At 62.4% G+C, this 15,776-nt stretch carries 8 protein-coding genes and 1 tRNA gene; 1 reads left to right on the forward strand and 8 read right to left on the reverse strand.

The annotated features are described in order from the left end of the window. Positions 1-137: 137 nt before the first annotated feature. The 7 genes from brxL to Microterr_RS09750 all read right to left on the reverse strand — a co-directional run bounded on the left by brxL (position 138) and on the right by Microterr_RS09750 (position 13,941). Positions 138-2,345 carry a BREX system Lon protease-like protein BrxL gene (brxL, locus tag Microterr_RS09720; protein ID WP_263798149.1) on the reverse strand — a complete coding sequence of 736 codons (2,208 nt, stop codon included), beginning with the start codon at positions 2,343-2,345 and terminating at the stop codon, positions 138-140. 14 nt (positions 2,346-2,359) lie between these two features. Continuing rightward, on the reverse strand, positions 2,360-4,870 hold the full coding sequence (gene pglZ / locus Microterr_RS09725; protein WP_263798147.1) for a BREX-1 system phosphatase PglZ type A: 2,511 nt from the start codon (positions 4,868-4,870) through the stop codon (positions 2,360-2,362). Next, the gene (gene pglX, locus Microterr_RS09730) at positions 4,863-8,333 is read right to left on the reverse strand and encodes a BREX-1 system adenine-specific DNA-methyltransferase PglX (RefSeq protein ID WP_263798145.1); all 3,471 of its coding nucleotides are present in this window, start codon (positions 8,331-8,333) and stop codon (positions 4,863-4,865) included. The genes pglZ and pglX overlap by 8 nt, the downstream gene beginning before the upstream one ends. Then, on the reverse strand, positions 8,333-11,893 hold the full coding sequence (brxC, locus tag Microterr_RS09735; RefSeq protein ID WP_263798144.1) for a BREX system P-loop protein BrxC: 3,561 nt from the start codon (positions 11,891-11,893) through the stop codon (positions 8,333-8,335). Before brxC ends, pglX begins: the two co-directional genes overlap by 1 nt. Before the next feature lie 2 nt (positions 11,894-11,895). After that, complete coding sequence (locus Microterr_RS09740) at positions 11,896-12,498, reverse strand: DUF1788 domain-containing protein (protein WP_263798143.1); 603 nt, start codon at positions 12,496-12,498, stop codon at positions 11,896-11,898. Continuing rightward, positions 12,495-13,106: a DUF1819 family protein gene (locus Microterr_RS09745; RefSeq protein WP_263798142.1), complete on the reverse strand. Its 612-nt coding sequence runs from the start codon at positions 13,104-13,106 to the stop codon at positions 12,495-12,497. Before Microterr_RS09745 ends, Microterr_RS09740 begins: the two co-directional genes overlap by 4 nt. A 202-nt stretch (positions 13,107-13,308) precedes the next feature. Beyond that, the gene (locus Microterr_RS09750) at positions 13,309-13,941 is read right to left on the reverse strand and encodes a vWA domain-containing protein (protein WP_263798141.1); all 633 of its coding nucleotides are present in this window, start codon (positions 13,939-13,941) and stop codon (positions 13,309-13,311) included. Between the two features lie 404 nt (positions 13,942-14,345). On the opposite strand from Microterr_RS09750, the gene Microterr_RS09755 reads away from it, so the two are divergent. Then, on the forward strand, positions 14,346-15,482 hold the full coding sequence (locus Microterr_RS09755) for a tyrosine-type recombinase/integrase (RefSeq protein ID WP_263798140.1): 1,137 nt from the start codon (positions 14,346-14,348) through the stop codon (positions 15,480-15,482). Between the two features lie 213 nt (positions 15,483-15,695). On the opposite strand, the gene Microterr_RS09760 is transcribed toward Microterr_RS09755, so the two are convergent. Beyond that, positions 15,696-15,767 (reverse strand) — tRNA-Arg (locus tag Microterr_RS09760). Positions 15,768-15,776 lie beyond the last annotated feature (9 nt).

Genomic DNA, 15,776 nt, shown 5'->3' on the forward strand with positions numbered 1-15,776 from the left:
CTCCCTCTTCCAGATGGCTCGCCACGTCGTGCCCTGGCCTCCGCGCCCCAGCGGCTCCGTGAGCTCCCAGTTCCCCACCTGGCGCCCTCGGACGACCTCCTGGAGCGCTGCCTGTGCTGGATGCAGACCCGCCACCGTCACGCGCCTTCGATCGGCGTGCGGGCGTAGGTGAAGGTCGTGTCGGATTTGATGCGCCGGAACTCCTGTCGAGCTTCTGCGATCGCATTCGTCGGAGGCTCCCAGATGTCGAGGCCCTTCCCCAGAAGAATTCGCCAGCCGTGGTCAGTGACGATCGAACGGTCGTGGATGCCATCGACAAGCCGGATGTCCAGGTTGACGCCGAAGCTCAGTGCAGCTTCGCGCAAAGCAACGAGGCGCTCGAGCTGGTCCTTCTTCAAGTGATCCTTGTCCGTCTGCGTAGTGACGAGTTCGACGACGACCTCATCGGCCGGCCCCTTGGCGAGAGCGATAAGCCCAAGGAGGTCTCCGACGTTGCGAACTTGGTGTGGCATCCGGATGTAGGGGTCGATGACGGTGATCTTTGCGGCACCCACGACGTAGGGCAAAATCACGTTCTCATACGACACACCCGTCTGCCCCGCCTTGAAGTCACGGATGCCCTCGAAGAGCGGCGTCGTGGCGTCGGGAACGACGGGTGCATCGCTACCATCGGGCACAATCGGCAGCGGCGGGGCAACTGAGACGACGGAATACGGCTGATGTGTGGGCGCCGGCGGAGTGTAGGTGGGCAAGTCGCTCCCAGCGATTCCGGAGCCCAGGGCTTCCGTGTCCCAATCGCGGCGGTACAGCTGCGGGTACTGATTCTCCTCAACCGTGACGACGTCGTGCCAGGCGCCGAGCGCGTCCTGGTAGCCAAAGCGCGGCGGGTTGTCCCGCATGGTCGCGTCGATGCGCAGAATCTGATCCTTGACTCGCTTGCGGCCCTCGATGGCGTAGGCGAGCACCTGTTCCATCTCGTCCGGAGTGGCAGTTCCCGTCGGATGGATGAGCTTCATGAGGCCGGAGAAGGTCTTGTTGATGCCGTCGCGGTCGCGGGTGGAAATGTCAGAGCCGAGTGTGAAGTGCGCCTGGTACTTATCGGAGAAATCCTCCGATCGCTTGGAGTGGAGGATCTCGGCAAGGTAGTCGACAACGAAGCCATAACCGTCAGAGAACATCTCTGAGCGGATCGGCGACACTTCCCACCCGGGGATGTAGTGGTGAATGCGGTCGAGCCACGCAGCATCGCGGTATGAATCAGGAAGCTCGTCGAAGAGATCGGAGTGTTGCAGCATATATGGCACGGTGTGGGACGTGTTGCCGATGAAGACCATGGATGCCTCAGCCCCGAGCGGCTGGTTGCCGCGGTTGAACTGCTTGTTCGCCATGTAGTTCTTCATGATGTTGACCAGGTTCTGGTCGGTGCGGCGATTCGCCGCGAACTCGTCAAAGGCGACGACATCCCAGTAGCCGACCAGCCCGAGCTTGCCGTTCGCGTTGTTGACGAAGAGCTTTGCGACTGTGACCTCGCCACCGGAGATCAGCGCACCGTTCGGCGAGAGCTCGCTGAATGTATGCGACTTTCCGGTGCCCTTCGGGCCGAGCTCGACGAGGTTGTAGTTGCGCTCGACGAAAGGGATGAGCCGGGTGAGGGCGATGAGCTTGCCTCTGCGGCTGAATTGGTCCGGGTTGAGCCCGATCGACTGCATCAGGACGTCGATCCACTCGTCCGTCGTGAACGATGCGCGCGCCGCGTAGTAGCGATCGAAGTCGACGCCGGCGATCTGGATCGGCTTGAGGTTCGCGAGCACCCACGGCTCGGTCGGACCGTCACTCGGCTGATACTCGATGTCGCAGATGCACCAGACGCCGCCAACAAGCAGCTTCTGGTTGTTCGTCACGGTGTTGGCGTCGATCGGCACGCCCTTGATGTCGAGGTTCTCGAAAGACGCCTCGTAGAAGTCCTGCTTCGTATTGAGGTCGACGGTGACCCGGTCGATGATCCGGTGCTTGCCCTTCTCGCGGATCGTCGACTGGATCAGTACCTTCTCGTTCCGGTTGACATAGTGCTCGGCGAGGATGCTGCGCACCATGTCGATGCCGTCCTGGATGGTGTCCTCGTCGTCAGAGGCGGCGTACTGGCCGAGGAGGTACTCGAGCACATATCCGGGCACAACGGCGTTGCCGCGCACCGCTTTGACGAGGTCTTTGCGGACCACGGATCCGGCGAAGAGGTCATTCACCTTCCGATCGAGGTCGGACTCCTCGTCGGTGAAGGCAGGCACATAGACCTCCTCATCCTCGGCTACACCGAGATCGCTAAGTGCCTCGTCGAGGTTCGTCATGGATCCTCCTCCCCTTAGAAGTCTGGCGTAGCCGTGATCCGGTTCGTGAACATGTGCTTGTAAGGCGCCTGCCACGAATTGCTGTTCGCGCTCGGCTGTTCGAGTCGGAGCTCGACTTGCGCGCCAAGCGGCACTCCAGCGTCGGGGCGGATCTGAAGCTTGATCTCCTGCAGGCGATCCCGCTCATCACCCGTCGCGGCGAAGACAACGACCACCTGGTCTGAGATCAGGGCGTCGCCGTAGTAGAAGGCAGCGCGGAGCTCCCGCGCGTGGGTGCGCTCGCTGATGGGTTCGGCCTGCAGCAGGCTGATCCGCACGATCGCGTTTGTCAGCACGTCGCTCTTGGGCTTGATCTGCACGTCGACCGGCTTCGCCTCACTCTTGCCCTTGCGGGTGACGGTGACGACAGGCACGACGACCTCCTGCAATGTCGCGCCACCGTGGACGAAACGATCTGCGGCACCCTGGAGCTTTTGCGTGAGTCTGTAGATCGACTTCGGAATGTGCACCTGCCAGTCGCCGGTGAGCCCGAGCTGTGATGAGGCGAACGTGTTGAAGGAAGCTGTCTGTTTGAAGTCCTCGCCGAGCAGGAAGCGTCGGTCTCGGTACTTGATGTCACCGTGTGGTTCTTCATCTAGTTTGCTGCCATCGCCGATCTTCGATTCCTGAAAGAGAAACCCGTGATCGCTGGTGATGAGCACGTTCGCGTCGGCGGAGGTGAGATTGCCGATCAGTTTCGTCAATTCTGCGATGGCATCTCTCGCCGCCTCGGGAGTACCAGACTCGGCGCCGAGCTTGTGGCTGCGCTTGTCGATGGTGTCGTGGTAGACGTACACAATCTTGTGTTGCTGCAGATAGGGCCGCAGCTCGTCCTTGATCTTCTTCGCGAGCACGTCCTCGGCGCTGATGGCGGTGCCGCCGATTCCGTCGAGGATCTTCGTTCGGTTGACGAGGCCGCCGGCCGGCTTACCGTCGACGACGACGTCGCTTCCCTTGCCCGCAAATCCGATGGTCGTGTGCGGAAGCAAGGACGCCATGCCCAGCTGCGTGTAGCTCGGAAGGGCACCGAGGATGATGTCGACCTTCGCGTCATAGGCGATTTTCGTATCGCTCCGCAGGGCGGAGGCGAGTTCGTCGGCGACCTCATAGCGGAGCGCGTCGGAGATGACGACGACGACGCGGCGTCCTTGCGAGACGATCGGGTCAACGAACGACTTGTGGAATGACCCCTGCGACCGGTACGCGACCGACTTCCATGACTGAACGGCATCGATCTGCTTCTGCCACTCGGTTGCGAGCGGGAAGACGTATTTGTTTGTGTAGTACAGCTCGACCTGCTCGATGAGTGGGGCGAGCTGATCGGCGTGTTCGGTGGCGTGAGTGGCGAGAAGGAACTGTCGGTAACGCTGGTCTATGCGGTACCAGCGGTCCTTGTACTTCGAGAGCCCGTCGTCGAAGTCAGCAATTGCGACGCTCAGTGTGCTGATGTCATGCAGCAGTTCGGCGGCGGAGCGGATGGCGGTGTAGAGCGCGCGGATTGACGGATCGAGGGTGTACCAGAAGGTGGTCTGGCGGGCTCTCTCCGCTTCCTGCAGGTCGCGGACGGTGAGGCTCTGGTTGCTGACGCCGAGGGCGAGGTCGCCGATGATCTTCCAGTCGATCGCCTCGAAGACATCGGAATTGAGCACCTCGTGGTAGTCACGATCGGCGATCTGGGCTTCGACGCCGAGGTCTCTCTCGACGCGGCGGGCAAGCGCTGCCATTGCTTCGCGGCTCCGGACATCATTCCGCCACGCGCTGTAATCGTGTCGAAGCCCGACTCGAGCGGAACCGAAGTCGGTATTCGCCTGCGTGAACACCCACTCGACGAAGTCGCCGATCTTCGGATCCGGCGACTCGTAGCCGTAGATTCCTTTGGCGCCTTCCCAGTAGAAATCAGTCAGTCCGTAAGAATGGAGCGCGTCGTAGCCAACCGACGCTCCCGAGGCATTCTCGATGAGAAGAGCCCTGGTGAGCTCACCGAAGCTGTGTGCCTTGAGCCCGAGCGCGACTGCACTCATCTTTGCGCGGAGCATCGTGCGGTCGTCGTCGGCGCTGAGTAGCCCCTTGAGCTTTGCTTTGCGATCGGCACTGTTGAAGAACTTCGGATGCTGAGCGACGACCGGTTGCATCGAGAGCGGGAGGCCGAGATCCTGCGCGTCCATCGAGGCGCGATCAGCGGTGAAGACTCCGTAGGCGAGTTCGAGGTCCCATAGCCAATTGCCCACGCCGCCGGGGATGGGGCCCTTGCGGTAGACGATGAAGGCCTGGTTTGGCTGCTCTTTCAGTAGCCGATGTTTGACCGCATACTCGTCACCGTCGACCCGGATGACCTCAATTTCGTCGAGTTCCGCCTCGAGCTGATCGAGGTCGGCCTGGTAGTCGCCCTCCGGATCGTGCCAGAAGACGATGTGACGGTCACCCGACTTCCTGCCGCTCGCGAAGCGCTCGGCGAGCCCCTTCTTCAGGACGCCGATGTCACTCACCGGAGCCGCCCCTCTTCAGACCGATGTCCTTGAGCGCGGCTCCTAGCTTCTGGTAGTTGACGAGTACGCCGTCGTCGAGGTCGAGGGCGATCTGCTGGCCCGCCAGAGGGAAGAGCACGTCGTGCTCGTAATCGCGGAGCTCGACCAGGACCTTGCGGATCCGGTCAGCTTCCTTCAGCGCGGCAGCTACTTCACGCGGTGACGCACCGCCCATGCCGGCGGCGACGCGGCCCTGGTGCTCGAGATTGGCTTCAAGCTTGCCGATGAACTCGCGGAGGTAGCCGGTGAGCACAGTCGATGCTGTGGAGGGGTTGTAGCGGTGCAAGTAGATCAGGGCGCTGAATGAACCCTTCGGGCTCCGGAAGAGCCAGTAGATCGGGCGCTTCTTGTACCGCCTGACGTGGTCGTCGTAGAACGACTTCACGAAATAGTCACGGATGTCCTTCACCCCGAGCGACTCGGTGACAAACTGCAGGTTCTCCTCGAAGTGCTCCTCACCCAAGGCCACGCGAAGGAACTTGCGGAACCGGGCGACGATGTCGTCCTCGAACCAATCGCCATCGACGATCGGGATCACATTGTCGTGGTCTGGCATGAACGACGGATTCGGGACCTTCGCCACGTACTCCCCAAGCGTGTTCCCCTGGTCGGCGAGGATCAGCCCCGGCTCGTCGAGACTGTAGCGCCCGAACATGCAGCCGACTGCGTAGGAGATGAAGTCCAGAACGGCATCAGCGATCGCGTAGACGTCTTCTGCCCAGGCATTCGCAGACTTGGGGGCAGTCTCACTCCTAACACCGAGCTCTGCATCAAAGTACGCGTCAAGCCAGCGTTCGAGAGCGTCGAGCTCCACCTGACCCGCCGAGAATCGGGCCCGCCGCCGCTCGAGGATGGCAGGAAGGCGCCCTCCGTGATCGCTTAGGTCGATCCCCTCGAACTCCCACGTTGTCTCCCGGGAACCCCATTCTGCTCGCTGAATATCGACCGCGCGCGACACCTCGCGGTCAATGGCATCGCTGGGACCGCTCTCGGGCACGGGAACCGCACCCACATAATCGGGCGGCAAGTTGATCGTCGGATTAAGGCCGTGGAGCACGGCTTCGATAGCACGTGAGTTCATCAACCCCATCAGGTAGAGATCGGCGGAGGATTGACAAATCCCGCCGGCCGCGTCGTACAAGTGCCCTTGATCGACGAGCCGGAACGACGGCCGGCCAGTCGTTATGCTGCTCCAACTGATCCCACGCTTGAAGATTCGAGTCAGATTGGTGTTTGTGGCGCGGACTCGTTTGCCGTCGGGCGTCATCGTGGTCTGAATAGCGCGCCCATCGTGGGACCAGTCGACAACGGCATCGACGTTGCCGAACCACTTTCTATAGCTCCCGCCCCTGGCGTACGGGAACCATCGACTCCCGAGCGCCTCCGCAGCCTTGCGCGTATCGGCACCGAATCCAATGTTGTCGAACTCGACCTCCCACCATTGGCGCACAAACGATGCGTTGTCGGCCGTCACCATGCCCTTTGCGGTCTCCGCGACTGAACCAACCGAGCGCCCGCTCCCGAACAAGCTGGTGACTTCGTGTGAGAACCAGTACGCAAACGGACTCCTTGGGACGTTTAGCAAGTCGCGAAGGTTCTTCTTGAACCATCGCGGATCGTCGGGTGCCGAAACCAGGGCTCGGAAAGTGGCATCCTTCGCGCTTGCGGGAGAGATGTCTACCAGGCGGGCAACCGAGGTCTCGCCCACGGCCGCGCCGGCCCGGACCGTGAATGCCACCGTGGTGACAACTTCCCCGCCAATCGACTCAAACGCTCCAGCTCCGAGGTGGGCGATGGTGTTCACTGCGTGGCTACGAAGAAGCAGCGCCCGGAGCGCCTGGAATGCCGCGAGGAACATCCAAGACTGCATTGTGATCATGCCTACCTCGCCACGAGCGAGCGCAAGCAGAAGGTTGCGCTCGATGAACATAGCGAAGAGATCGTTCTTGGATTGGGGAAAGTTCCTGGCAGCAAACTCGACTAGCGGGCCGCCCATACTCGCAGTTCCCATGTATGGAGGATTCGCGACGACGACGGCATACCGCTTCGAAAGGTACGCCGTTTGCGCGAGGACGGCCCCGGCCTTCCCGAGCGTTTCGCCGTGCAGTAGATCGCGCTCTGTCGGGGCCCCCTCAATTGCCGACTTCAACGGCGCGGTGAGCTGCTCCTTCGGCCGGATGAGTGAGCCGAATGTGTCGGCGTGCTCGAACGCGTTCCAGAATTCGTCCGCGTCGCTGCGTGTGAGTCCGGCGCCGTCGGTGAGTGACCAAAGGTAGTCGAGTTCAGCGAGGTCGAAGTGGATGGCCTCGAGCACGCGAACGTTCGGCGCGACAGGGTTCTTCAGGAAGAGCTTCCGCCTTGCGGCCGCCTTCATTGTGAGGGCGAAGGCGGCGAGCGCACCGGCGCGGGGGTCGATCTCGGTCCCGTAGAGATTGTGCTGGAGGATCAGGCCCGGGATCTCTGCGGGGTCATAGCCCCTCTCCATGTAGATCGCGTAAAGCAGGTCGAAGGCGTACGTGAGCATGTGCCCCGAACCGACCGCCGGGTCGATGATCTTCAACTCCTCCGGCTTCGCGATCTTGAGGAAGTCCGTCTCCTCGTCGACCGGCTTGATGTAGTAGTCCATCTGCTCGGCCAGCCGGGAGGAGGGGTTGTTCAGCAGCCAGAGTCGCCCGACCGAGTTTTCTACGAGGTACCGCACGATCCAGTGGGGAGTGAAGAGCTGGGTAGCGGCAGGAATCTCGGCGGCGCCGGCCTTCTTATTCTTCTTGAATCCGTCGAAGACCTCGTCTTTCCGCTCCGAGATGTAGAACTGGTAGAGCCATCCGATCACCTCGACGTCGCGGCATACCTCCTCAGTGAGGGTCCTCACCGCACGGTCCCGCAGCGAGTCGACAGCGAGCAGCGCGGCCGGTATGAGCAGCTCGGTGTAATCGCCCTCGCGCTCGAACATGAACGGCATGGCCTTGTGCCATGAGCGGCAGTACGCCTCGAGGAGCAAGCCGTAGGCTTCCCCGTCAGGGTCTTGGCTCGGGCGGGTTCGGTTGAAGAGCGCAGTGATCGTCTCCTGCGTCTTCTCCGGGACGACGGAGCTGTCTAAGGAGCCCGCCTTCGCCTCGGCGAGCACCTCTGGTTGACCAGTCGCGCGGCCCGCTTCCGGCGAGACTATCGCGGACGGCGTGTAGCCGTTCGCATCCATGAAGCGCAGCGCGATGATCCGGTTGAACCAGGTATAGGCAACCCGGTCGATCACCTGGTCGCGCCCGTCTCTGACGATTGCCTCCTCCAGTCGGCGGACGGCGGCAAGCGACTCGACGCGTGCTAGCGAGTTCTCCGCGAGAACGACGGAGACCCGCGCTCCCACTTCCTTGATCAGATCGGTGCGCGCCTTCGTGGCAAAGGACTTGAGCGGTGCAGTCTCCATCAGCGCGTGATCCGCTTCCCCTCGGCGATTGTGGACTGGAGCGCAGCGCGGAGCGCTTCGACGTACTCGTCGACATCCGCAGCGCTCGTGAGCACGAACTTTCCTCCGGCGACGTCGATCTGCGAAATGGCCACGGTGGGTTTCGGCTGGGGCACAGTGGGGGGCTTCGGCGAGATCGGCCCCTCCCCTCCGTTCGCGAAGCCCGAGGGCTCGCCACCGGCGAGATCGACCACGGGGCGCGCGGCGGCGAGATCGGCGACGAGGGATGGGAAGGTCGACGTCGCGAAGCTGTTGGACGCGAGCTTGATCTTCGAGATGCTGGTCTCTTCCCACACCTGCTGGATCGCGCGGTCGACGCGATCGAGCGCCCGGCCCTGCGCGGCTTCGTTCGCCTCGTTGTACTCGGCGGTGCGCTGCAGCTGGATGCGGCGTTGCTCTATCGAATCAGCCGCCTTGCCCTGCTCGTCTTTGACAAGCTCACCGACCTGCTGCCGCAGCGCGTCGGCCTGGTGCTGAAGATCCACGATCCGGTGTCCCCGGAACACGGCGAGATCATCCAACAGCACCTGCACCGGTTCGGCCGCTCCCTTGGGGAGATAGCCGAGGTTGTCGCTCGCATCTCGGAGGAACCTGCGGACTCCGTCGTAGATCGTCTTTCGATCGTCCTTCAGGAAGGCGCGGATCGGGTCGAGCACGGTCTCCTTCGCCTCTACCAGTTCGTCCGCCTGTGCGAACTCAGTCAGGTACCACTCGTCGGTCTTTCCGGCGACGCTCGCCAGCAGGGTGATCGAGGGGTCGAGCTGAGCGATGAAGGGGTAGTCGTAGGCGGCGCGCGCCTCTTTGAGCCTGCCCAGCTGGTCCTTCAGTTTGTCGGCGCCGAAGTGTGCCAGCTCCAGCGGGTCCTTCGGCGTGACGCCCTCGTCGAAGAACTCGGTGACGAACTTGCGGAAGGCGGTGACCTTCTTCTCGTCGTAGCTTTTCTGCACGCCGATCTTGAGGTTGACGAGCTGCTGTGTGTTCTTGAGCAGCGGCGGCATCTCGGTGCGCTTGAGCAGGTTCCCGTTGTGCTCGATTGTGATGCGTGAGCCGCCGAAGAGGTAGGCGATCACGACCAGAATCGAGGTCTGGTCCCAGCCGTAGGGCTTCCCGGTGAACTGATCGACGATCGTCTTGGCCGTGACCTGCTGGCCGATGTTGGCTCGCTGCTGGACACCGACCGAGTAGACCTCGTTCGCGGCATCCGTCAGTGCAGTGTCGACCGTGACGAGACCGTCGGCGGGCGCCTGAACGAACTTCTGGATGTCGGACTCGATGTAGACCTTGCCGCCGAGGAGCGAGAGCTGCGGGTAGGCCTTCGTAACCAGCACACTCAGGCCGTCGAAGACGCGAGTGTCGGCGACCTCGCTGCTCGACTCCACGTCAACCGTGTAGACGATGAGGGTTGCCTTGCCGATCGCGCGGCGCAGGCGCTCCAGCAGTTCCTTCTTCCGCTCAAGGTTCTGCTGCGCCTTGGCCCCGAGGAGGCGCTGCTGCACCGCCGTGAGCGATCCATTCTGCTTCTGCTTGACGTACTTCTCGGTCTTCAGCAGGAGGCGCAGATCACCGAAGAGTCCCGCATCCGCGTCGAGGACAACCCGGACCTCGTCGAGACCTGTGCTGTGCGCCCGGATCGTCTGCAGAACGTGCGGGTAGCCAGGTGTGAAGAAGTGGACGGTCAGTGCGTGTTGCGGACCATAGCTGACGTCATCGATCCGGTAGCCGAAGCTGTAGTCGAGGTAATCCCCCTTGCCCGTCTTGTACCGGAACTTCGGGGTCTTGAGAACGTCCTGCGAGAGCATCTCGAAGAGCCGCTTGCCGACCTCGGAACTGTCAAGATCGACGATCTTGATCTCGTTCTCGATCTCCTGCTCTTCGTTGGTCAGGTACTCGTACGTGTCGCCGTTGCGCTGCACATAGGTCTGCGTCTCCAGCAGCGCGAGCGCTTCCTCGACGTTCTTCGAGAGCTCCTGGAGGTTGCGGCCGAAACGGTCGTATACAAGTACCGTCAGGTTCCGCGCAGTCGCCCGAAACCCATCAACGTACTTGACGAGGAACAGCGCCTTGAGCACGCGGACAGCCAGTTTCGTGACATCAGACTCCTGATCCGGAAGGTTCTTCTCGGCCACGTCAATCGACCGCTTCGTCGCCGCCTGAACGGTGTCGCGGATGCCGGCGAAGAGGTTGTCGAACGCGGCGATCTGGCCGACCTCAGCCCCGTCCAGCTCCTTCGCGACCTGCTGCACGACGCCGAGCATTGATCGTTCGCCGACCGAGGCGTGCCGGCCGGTGAACGCGTTGTGCTCCGACAGGCCGACCAGTGCGGCGCTGAAGAGCGGGAACTGGTAGTTCACGAAGGGGTAGGTCGAAACGAAGCGCGCCTCGTCCGGGTAGTTGGGATAGGTGCGTCCCCCGACGAAGTCGAAGAGAGTCTTGAAGTTGCCGGACTCCTTCGCATAGATCGCTTTCAGCTCGATCACCCCAGTCGAATTCTTCGCCAGGAGGCGCTTGCGGATGACCTCTTCGACATCGGCGCTGGAGAGACTGACGCGCGTCTTGAACCGGCCCTGAATCTTCGAGAAGTCGTACGCCTGCTGCGCCGACTGGTCGCCGACGATCCGGTCAATCGCCTCCTGACTCGTGACGAACACCCAGGCGCGGCCCTTCGCCTTCGTGTTCAGCGTCTCGACGATGGACTGGAGCTGCAGCTTCATCTTCCCGTCTTCGCCGATGAACTGGCCGACCTCGTCAACGAAGAAGTTGAGTCGCATACCCGGCCCCTGCTTGTCGAGCCAGGCGACGACCTCATTTGCGAACTCGTCGATGTCGACGCGGTACGAATCGCGGTACTTCTCCAGAATGTTTTCGGGGGCGCCCGTGGCAGTGCCTGAGATCTCTGCGTAGGCGGCGGCAACGTTCGGCTCTTCCAGCACGTCGAGCTCCCGCCCTTCAGTCCACGGCATGCCGGCGATCCGCTGGTACGTCTCTATGAACTGCGGAAGGAGCCCGCGGGAGTCGAGATCGCGCTCGAAGCGGGCGACGTGCGGCTGCATGCCGTAGTAGCCGCGACTGTTGTTGAAGACTTTGATGAAGACCTTCAGGATCGCGTCGGTCTTGTCGCCGCCCTGGGCGTCGGCCACCTGGTCGATGTTGAAGAGAAGGCTGCGGGCTGGGATGCCTTCCGACTTCTTGAGCGAGGCCTTCAGGAAGTTGTCGGTCGTCTTCGTCTTGAAGCTGTCCGAGACCTGCGCGCGCGGGAAGTCCTGGCCGTCGACGTCCCCAAGCAGGTGCGCCAGCATCTTAAGCAGGTGTGACTTGCCCGAGCCGAAGAAGCCCGAGATCCAGACTCCGTTCGCGTTGCTGTAGTTGGTGTATTCCTCCAGAAGGTTCGACAGCGCCGTCTCCGCCTCCTTGGTGAGGACATACTCCTCGACCTCCGTACCGAGGTGGGTCGTATCGTCGGCCTTGATCACGCCGTCGATCGGACGAGTGATGTCCTTCTCGAAGATGTCATGGAGCTTCACCGTCAGGCCTCCCGATCCCGGATGTCGAACGCCCGGTAGTAGTTGTCGTCTTTGAGTCGCCCGAAGAGCACGAGCGATGAGCCGGAGGTTCCCGATTGCTTGTAGTCACCGGGAAAGAACATGAGCATCGGCTTGCTCGTCGCGACAGTCTGCAGGTTGTTCAGAACACTGTGCGAGCGGATGTAAGGGAACACCTCGCCGATGCCTGTGAGGAAGAGAATGTCGTAGGACGCGGCGTCGAGTCGCTCTTTGATCGCCGGGATCAGCTTCGACCCCGGATCCAGCATGTTCTGCAGCGGCTTGAGGAGTGCGTCCTTCCCCTGTTCGACTTCGAGCTTCAGGAGCCGCTCCCACACACCGCGCGCTTGGAGCATCTCGACCGTGAGGTCGTAGAGGTTGATCTCCAGGACGGTGACGCCGTGTTCGTTCTTCAGCTTGTTCTTGAGACGCTTCTTTGCTGCCGCGACGGCCAGCGAGTCTTCGGGGTCGTAGGGGTAGATGAAGAACGGCACTTCGTTGCCGAGCCCCTCCATCTCGAGGAATCGGCGACTTCCGAGCACCGACACGAGGTGCTGCTCCTGCTCCAAGACCTGCTGCGTGGTCATGCCGCCTCCCTTGTTGGAAAGAAGCGGACGTCACTCGGCGTGCGCTTCGCGAGCTCGTCGCGCACGCGCCTCGATAGGACGGCGGGGATGATTCTGCCGTCATCACCGGTGAGACCCGCGTCGCGCATCAAGAGGAAGACGGTCGAGCGCAGTTTCTGCATCGTCTTCGACGTGACCTCGCCGAGTTCGTCGTGCCAGAGCGCCTTCCCACGGATGAACGAGTCGAAGTGCTCCGGCAGCACATCCGCGGCCAGCTGAAGGAAGCGCTCACGAAGCACCTCCTCGGCGAACTCGCCGATGAGTGAGTAGCGGCGACAGGTAGCAACCCACATCAACTGAGCGCGCTCCTCTCCTGTAACGACTGCGAGCAGCGAAACCTCCGCGTCGGTGAGCTCTTGAAGCCTCTGAATCAGCTCCCCGCCCATACGAGTTGCGCTCCGGGATGCGCGGCTCTGGAGAAGGTTCGCGGAGTCGATGGCCTCGCGCACCTCTCGCCAGTCATGAAGTCGACCGTAGATTTCAGCGGCGAGGGAAGCGTTCTGCAGGAACAGGCGGCCGGTCGTGAAGGACAGCTTGTAGCGCTCTGACTGCTCTCGCGCTGAACTCACGGCCACCTCCTCCTCGAATCGGAAAGTTGATCAGTCTATGGGTGACCAACGACATTGCTGAGCGCCCGACAAAGTTTGGATGGACGGCGGCTGCCATCCTCCCCGTCTCCCCCAGCCGATCGTAGCGGGCGCCTCGACGAGAGCACGCCCGGGGCTTCGACACCGCGCGCCAGCGCCGCCGTTCGTGGCCGTTGCTCGCCAACTATGAGCCGGAGCTGTCTCCCCGTGCGATTCCGCGCTCCTCTGCCGTGTAACCCGTCCGGTTGCCCTGACGGCGCCGGCTGAGCTTGGCAGCGTGCGCGCTCATCACCGCGCCCACGGCTCCGAGGTCATAGTCGATCGCGTCCTCGGCCTGGATGCCGATCTTGCGAGCCGCTTCGACCGCGTCCTGGTTGGCGCCAAGGAAAGAAACGTCCCAGTCGAACACCTCACGCTGGTGCTCGATCATCGTGGTCACCATCTCGGCGGTGTACTCACGGGAACTGTTCTCCTCACCGTCGGTCACGATGGTGACGAGCACCAAGCCCGGGCGCGCGTGCTCAGGCAGTTCAGCCAGCGCCTGGCCGAACCCGTTGAACGACCACCCCACCGCGTCGTAGAGCGCGGTACCACCCCGGGGAACGAGCTCGACCTTGATGGACTTGGGATCAGCGAAGCGATGAGTCACCTCAATCTCGGTGTCGAACGTCACGACATCGATGGTTAGCATCCCGGGCTGGCCAGCCTGTGTGGCGATCAGTTGCTCAATCCCGCCGATCATGTCGTCACGGACAAGGCTCATGGAACCCGAGCGATCGAGGATGATCAGCATCGCGGTGTAGTTGGCGTCGGTCATGGAGTGCTCCATTCGGTCGGGAAACCCGCCGGTCGAGCGAGTAGATCAGTCTGATGCGCCCCTCCGACATTGAGATCCGTGACCATAGCTCATGACCGACGCACGGCCCCCGCTCTGCTTTTCGACATTTAGCCCACCAGCGATCGGGCGCGGCGGAGTGCCGGGAAAGTGGAATCGCGGACCGAGCGAAGCGAGCGAGCAGTACATGCCGCGATAGCCCGGCACGAAGCCGCGCGCGATCGCTACGCTGTCGGCTTCGGAGGGACGGCACCCGGTCCCCGTCGACAGTTTGCGACGTTCTCCGCCGTCGTCATGCATCGCGTTCCAGCGTCGTTGACGAAGCGCTCGCTGTGTCCGACACTGACTCGATACTGACCGTCAACCCGGCATGAGTGGAGGTCGAGATGGGCACCATCACCCCGTACGAAACGGTGAAGGGCCGCCGCTATCGCGTGCGCTACCGCAAGCCGGATCGTAGCGAGGCGGAGAAGCGCGGGTTCACGACGATGCGCGAAGCGAAGCTGTACCTCTCGATGGTGACGGTGTCGAAGTCAAAGGGCGAGTACATCGATCCGGCGGCGTCCCGAGTGCCGGTGCGGATGTTCGCAGACAGTTGGTTGCGATCCAAACAGCCGCCGATGACGAAGCCGTCGTACTACATGACGCTCGAGCGAGCGTGGACGAACCATGTCGCTCCGGTGTGGGCCGACCGCGAGATCTGGTCGATCAGGCGCTCCGAAGTGCAGGACTGGGTGTCCGACCTCGCGACGCAGAAATCGCGGACGGTGGTTCTGCGCGCTCTCGGAGTGCTCGCCGGCATCCTCGACGTCGCGATCGACGATCGTCGCCTCGCGAGTAACCCGGCGCGACATGTGCGCAGCCTCCCCCGGAAGGGACCGGGCAAGCGTCGCGTCTACCTCACTCACGATCAGGTGGCGACGCTGGCGGCATGCTCGGCGCATGCGACGCTCGTTTTGACGCTTGCGTACACGGGCCTGCGCTGGGGCGAAGCGACAGGACTCCGCGTTCGGAGTGTGAACCGCCTGCGCAAACGCTTCGTCATCGAGGAGAACGCGGTGATGATCGCCTACGAGATCCACGTCGGCACTCCCAAGACGCATGAGAAGCGCTCCGTCCCCTACCCCGAGCGGCTCGCGCCGATGATCGAGCAGGCGTGCGCTGGCAAGGGACCCGAGGGACTGCTGTTCGGCGACGGAGTCAATCACATGCGCAACTCCGGCGCCCAAGGCTGGTTTGCGAACGCGGTGAAGCGTGCGCAAGCGGCCGACCCGTCCATCCCCCGGGTGACCCCCCACGACCTTCGCCACACCGCCGCGTCGCTCGCGATCAGTTCGGGCGCCAACGTGAAGGCGGTGCAGCGGATGCTTGGGCACGCATCGGCGGCGATGACGCTCGACACCTACGCCGATCTGTTTGAAGACGATCTGGACGAAGTCGCGACGCGACTCAACGCCGCCATGCCGCTCGTTGCGCTGCCGACAGGTCCGCAGACCCGCTACGCCCGGCCGTCAAAGCCTTAGAGTGCAGATTGCTCAGTTTTTCGACGAGGCTCCGCACGCCCGAAACGCTCCATTCTGGCGATCTGAGACGCCAAACGAAGCATCGTGGAGGGCGTTGTTTTCGCCTCGAATCCGGCCTCGGAGTTTTCAGAATGCGGGCAAAAAGCGGGCAAAAACGACTTTTCGAGTGGTCTGACCTTAGAAGAATCCCTGATCACAGGCGAAAAACAAGTGTGCCCCTGGAGGGACTCGAACCCCCAACCCTCTCCTTAGGACGGAGCAGCTCTTCCATTGAGCTACAGAGGCTTGTGCCCT

Source organism: Microbacterium terricola (assembly GCF_027943945.1).
GTDB lineage: Bacteria > Actinomycetota > Actinomycetes > Actinomycetales > Microbacteriaceae > Microbacterium > Microbacterium terricola.